The organism is uncultured Planktosalinus sp., assembly GCF_963973675.1.
GTDB lineage: Bacteria > Bacteroidota > Bacteroidia > Flavobacteriales > Flavobacteriaceae > Planktosalinus.
In genome coordinates this window covers 1-5,032 of the sequence record NZ_CAXBAN010000189.1, presented here as the reverse complement: position 1 = coordinate 5,032, position 5,032 = coordinate 1, and the positions used below count along the sequence as shown (strand labels likewise).

The 5,032-nt window shown below is 37.2% G+C and carries 5 protein-coding genes and 1 pseudogene; all 6 read right to left on the bottom strand.

Translation table 11 applies throughout. The features are described 5' to 3' along the window. Positions 1-48: 48 nt before the first annotated feature. Positions 49-483 (bottom strand): dUTP diphosphatase, encoded by a 435-nt coding sequence (gene dut, locus AACY61_RS08460; protein ID WP_339611140.1) that lies wholly within the window; start codon positions 481-483, stop codon positions 49-51. Continuing rightward, on the bottom strand, positions 480-1,934 hold the full coding sequence (locus AACY61_RS08455; RefSeq protein WP_339611139.1) for an oligosaccharide flippase family protein: 1,455 nt from the start codon (positions 1,932-1,934) through the stop codon (positions 480-482). Before AACY61_RS08455 ends, dut begins: the two co-directional genes overlap by 4 nt. 63 nt (positions 1,935-1,997) lie before the next feature. Next, positions 1,998-2,489: a hypothetical protein gene (locus AACY61_RS08450; RefSeq protein ID WP_339611138.1), complete on the bottom strand. Its 492-nt coding sequence runs from the start codon at positions 2,487-2,489 to the stop codon at positions 1,998-2,000. Between the two features lie 136 nt (positions 2,490-2,625). Further along, complete coding sequence (locus tag AACY61_RS08445; protein ID WP_339611137.1) at positions 2,626-3,063, bottom strand: hypothetical protein; 438 nt, start codon at positions 3,061-3,063, stop codon at positions 2,626-2,628. A gap of 152 nt (positions 3,064-3,215) precedes the next feature. Continuing rightward, complete coding sequence (gene atpG / locus AACY61_RS08440; protein ID WP_339611136.1) at positions 3,216-4,085, bottom strand: ATP synthase F1 subunit gamma; 870 nt, start codon at positions 4,083-4,085, stop codon at positions 3,216-3,218. A gap of 72 nt (positions 4,086-4,157) precedes the next feature. Beyond that, positions 4,158-5,032 (bottom strand): annotated as a pseudogene (locus AACY61_RS08435) (F0F1 ATP synthase subunit alpha); the annotation flags it as partial.

The following is a 5,032-nucleotide window of genomic DNA, read 5'->3' as shown; positions in this document are numbered from 1 at the left end:
TATTTTCATTTCTTAGACATTAGATTTGAGATGTTAGACATAAGACTTTTATTTCACTCCTGTACTTCCAAAGCCACCTTCCCCTCTTGAGGTTTCAGAGAGTGTTTTCACCTGCATCCACTCTGCACGTTCGTGTCTGGCTATGACAAGTTGGGCAATGCGCTCTCCATTTTCAACAGTAAAAGCCTCGTTTGATAGGTTAACAAGTATCACACCAATCTCACCTCGGTAATCTGCATCGATCGTTCCGGGAGCGTTTAAGACCGTTACTCCTTTTTTTGCTGCCAAGCCACTTCGCGGTCTTACTTGAGCCTCTGTGCCCACAGGAAGTTCTATATGGAGTCCTGTTTTAATGATGGCTCGCTCTAAAGGCTGTAAGGTAACAGACTCTTGTATAAAGGCCCGTAAATCCATTCCTGCTGAGGCAATGGTTTCATAATGTGGTAGCTCGTGATTTGATTTGTTGATAATCTTTATGGTCATTTTTTAAATCTTAAAATTTGTTGAATAGCTTGTTTTTCCTGAACAAGTACCAAAGTTAAAAAAGCGATCCATAAGGGGATAGTAATCGCATAAGTATTTTTGAGAATATAGAAACAAACTGCTGATACAAGGATAGAACCAAAAAAATAGAAACTTATTTTTTTTATCGCATAAGGAACAGGAAAATATTTTTGCCCAAAATAGTAAGAGAGCAACATCATACTACCATAAGCTGCTACTGTCGCAATGGCAGAGCCCATAAAACTCATTGTGGGAATCAATAAAAAGTTTACACTTAAAGTGATCGCAGCGCCAAAAATAGAAATATAGGCTCCAAACTTAGTGCGATCAGTAATTTTATACCAAACAGAAAGGTTGTGATAAATCCCCAAACAAAAATTAGCCAGCAAAATCAATGGGACAATTTGCATTGCCACCCAATAATCACTGTCACGAATGAGGATGAATTTTAAGACATCTGCAAAAACAACTACTGTAAGCAATATAACCGATCCAAAAGCAATAAAATAGCGGGTAATCAAAGCATATGTTTCGGGGGCATTTTTTTCTTTTGCCTGGCTGAAGAAGAAGGGTTCTATGCCCAGCCTGAACGCTGTCGCGAAAAGGGTCATAAAAATAGCCAGTTTGTAACAGGCAGCATACGCGCCAATTGCTTCTTCAGCGACGTCCTCAGGAAGTAACCAACCCAATAGAATTCTATCAAAAGCTTCATTAATGGCAAAAGCAATCCCTGCAATTAAAATAGGAACTGCATACCGCATCATTTCTTTCCAGAGCGGTTTACTGAATGTATAAATGGTTTTAAAGTAAAATGGCAGTAACAATAAGAAAGTGATGGCACTTGCCGCCACCATCGAGATAAAAATATAAGAGATTTCATAATCTGCGGTGTATAGTTTTCCAAGGAAATCATCAGAAGCCATTTGAGGAAGTGCCACGAGGAAAAAAACATTCAATCCTAAGTTCACCGTGACATTGAGAATTTTGATTACAGCATAACGCAGAGGTTGTTCATTGGCACGAAGCCAAGCAAAGGGAATAATCACCAAAGCATCAAGCGTGAGAACAAAAATCGTAAACGTGATATATTCAACAGGAATGCCTGAAAGCGCTGAAAGGCCAAATCTAAAAGTAAAAGCTGCGACTAAAAAAAGTAGCGAACTAAAAACAAGTGAAATTGTGGCGGTGGAGACAACTGTTTTTTTATCCTCCTCTTTAGTAAAAAACCTGAAAAAAGCAGTTTCCATACCATAAGCCAGGATCACATTAAAGAGAATAATCCAGGAGAATATAATGGAAATTTCTCCATATTCACTCGTGGGAAGTACGGCGGTGTAAAGCGGCACCAAAAGAAAACTCAGCATCCTGGGCAACACCGTTGCCAGACCATAAATAAAAGTGTGTTGAAAGAGTTTTTTTAAAGCCGTCAAAAGCAGTGTTGTTAGAAACGATAAATGTATTTAAAACGACTTAGTTGCGCAAAATTTTGGGGATTAGTTATCATCAGGTTTTGAAGACGGGTAGGCAATTACTTCTTTTTCGGTGACGTTATCGATTTTGAAATAATTTATTTTATCATTCTTTCTATATTGAACAACTGCTTCATTCTCCTTTAAATCAAATGAAAATTTTACGGGTATTGAGGGTTTGGGGTTATCCATTTCCATAGCCGGATTGCTGTCTAAAATGACATCTTCTTTTGGTTTGTCAACAAAAGACGCCCGATATACTTTTCGATTTTGTGCGTTTTGTTTGAGAATTTCACTTTTTCCTCTAAAATATATTTTTTCAACAAGCACATCTTCTGAAATTTCTGAAAAAGTGAGTGTGAAATGAATACCCTTACCCGCCTCTTGAATGCCTCCAAACCATTTTTGAAAACTGGCCTCTTTCACCTCAAATGGTGGATTTTCCTGAAGCACTATTTTATTGCTGTTGCAGGAAATCATAAAAATAGAGATGAATAAAAAAGTAAGTGGTCGCATTGATATCATTTTTAGTAGCATTTTCAAAAGTGATGCCATAAAGGTAGTTAAAAAACAGAGTTTATTGTAAAACAAAACCCTCTCAGGATTTGAAGCCTAAGAGGGTATATTCCTTTTTATCTTTAAAGTATTAATCTTACTTCAATTTTTCAGGTATAATGGTAACAATAATTTTTTGCATACAAGACGTAGCACAACCACCTTCTAACAAGCATGCAATAGTTGCAGACCCAACACAAGATCCTTGGCTTTGACCAGGTGGGCACGTTGTTGAAGTACTAGTCCCATCCTCAAAGTGACAATCAACAATGACAGTTCCTGGAGTTTTTTCTTGGACATTTTCAAACTCAAAGGCAAATTTCTCAATAAAGGTATTTAAGCTTTTAATATTTTTTGTAATATATCTTTCATTGTTATTTTCGATTTCAAACTCTAATACCTCTCCATTTGTATTTGCTAAAGCTTTCATTTCGACAATAATTTCATCTATTGATTTTCCCTCATCTTGATTAATTTCTTCAGATTGACAGGAAAATAGACATAATGCACTAAAAAGGTAAATTAAATTTCTCATAATAATATATTTTAAAAATTAATTTATTTGCAATATACCCCCCCCCCTTAAATTTACCAAATTTTAAATGTTAATTTTCTTTCATAAAGAAAACCCTCTCAGGGTTTTAGAACCCTGAGAGGGTTGAATAGTTCAAAAAAAATTGGCTTCGCCTAATTGTTCAGCGCTTCCGCTCCACCAACAATTTCAAGGATTTCATTGGTAATCGAAGCCTGACGTGCTTTGTTGTAAGACAATTTAAGTGCATCCCTAAGCTCGGTAGCATTGTCTGTTGCTTTGTGCATAGCCGTCATACGGGCACCGTGCTCGCTGGCTACAGAATCTCTAATGCCTGTAAATAGCTGTGTTTTTAAACTCTTCGGAATCAATTGCTCAACAATTTCTTCTTTGGTAGGTTCAAAAATATAATCCTGATTCTTCATTGAAGGGGCTAACTCTGTAGTTTCCATCGGCACGATTGGAAGGAATTGCTCTTTGGCAACAATTTGAGTGGCAGCATTTTTAAACTGGTTATACACCAAAATGATTTTGTCATACTTTCCTGAAGTAAACAACTCCATCAATTTTTCTGCAATAACTGAAACATTCTCAAAGTTTAAATCTTCAAAAATATCGTTATTGTTTTCAGCAATGGTATGGGTTTTCTTTAAAATGTCATTTCCTTTTTTACCCAAAGTGAAGAAATCTACCTTTTTGCCTTGAAAACCGGCCGCAATTGTCTTAGCTTCCTTAACAATATTTGAATTAAACGCTCCTGCAAGTCCTCTGTTTGAAGTGATGGCAACAATCAAAACATTTTTTACTTCGCGTTGATCGGCATATTTGCTTCCGCTGTCGCCTTCAAGGGTAGCACTTAAGCTTTGTAATAATTGCGTTAATTTATCAGCATAAGGACGCATAGCGGTAATTGCATCTTGCGCTTTCTTCAGTTTTGCAGCAGATACCATTTTCATGGCACTGGTAATCTGCATCGTTGAAGATACTGATGTAATCCTATTGCGTATTTCTTTTAAGTTTGCCATTTTAATAGAGTATCAAGTATTAAGTACTAAGTATTAAGACATCTCTCTTGACTTAATACTTAGTTCTCAAATCTAATTGTATTTAGCTGAAAGCTCCTTTGCAACATTGGCAAGTGTATCCATCACCTCATCGGTTAATTTACCTGCTTTGATGTCGTTAAGGATATTTCTGTGTTTAGCATTCAGGAATTCGATATACTGAGTTTCAAATTCTTTTACCTTATCAACAGGAACGCTTCTCAACAAGTTTTTAGAACCTGCATAGATAATTGCCACCTGATCTTCAACAGTAAACGGACTCGCTTCAGCTTGCTTTAAGATTTCAACGTTTCGTTTTCCTTTTTCAATAACATTCATAGTCGCAGCATCAAGGTCTGAACCAAACTTAGCAAAAGCTTCCAATTCGCGGTATTGTGCCTGATCCAGTTTTAGTGTACCTGCTACTTTCTTCATCGATTTTATCTGAGCGTTACCACCCACACGCGATACCGAAATACCCACGTTAATCGCCGGACGGACACCTGCGTTAAATAAATCTGATTCAAGGAAGATTTGACCGTCTGTAATCGAAATTACGTTTGTTGGGATATATGCAGAAACGTCACCTGCTTGTGTTTCAATTATAGGTAATGCTGTTAAAGAACCTCCTCCTTTTACTTTGTCTTTTAAAACTTCAGGAAGGTCGTTCATGTTCTTTGCGATTCCATCATCATTAATGATTTTAGCAGAACGCTCCAGCAATCTTGAGTGAAGGTAGAAAACGTCACCAGGATAAGCTTCACGTCCCGGAGGTCTTCTTAGAAGTAGTGAAACCTCACGATATGCTACTGCTTGTTTTGATAAATCATCATAGATAATCAATGCGGGGCGACCTGTATCTCTGAAGTATTCACCAATTGCAGCACCGGCAAAAGGAGCATATACCTGCATTGGAGCAGGGTCACTCG

What these genes read in the sequence shown, in the direction of transcription:
- dut (WP_339611140.1), bottom strand. Translation starts at nt 483, where the DNA reads ATGACCATAAAGATTATCAACAAATCAAATCACGAGCTACCACATTAT.
- atpG (WP_339611136.1), bottom strand. Translation starts at nt 4,085, where the DNA reads ATGGCAAACTTAAAAGAAATACGCAATAGGATTACATCAGTATCTTCA.
- AACY61_RS08450 (WP_339611138.1), bottom strand. Translation starts at nt 2,489, where the DNA reads ATGCGACCACTTACTTTTTTATTCATCTCTATTTTTATGATTTCCTGC.
- AACY61_RS08445 (WP_339611137.1), bottom strand. Translation starts at nt 3,063, where the DNA reads ATGAGAAATTTAATTTACCTTTTTAGTGCATTATGTCTATTTTCCTGT.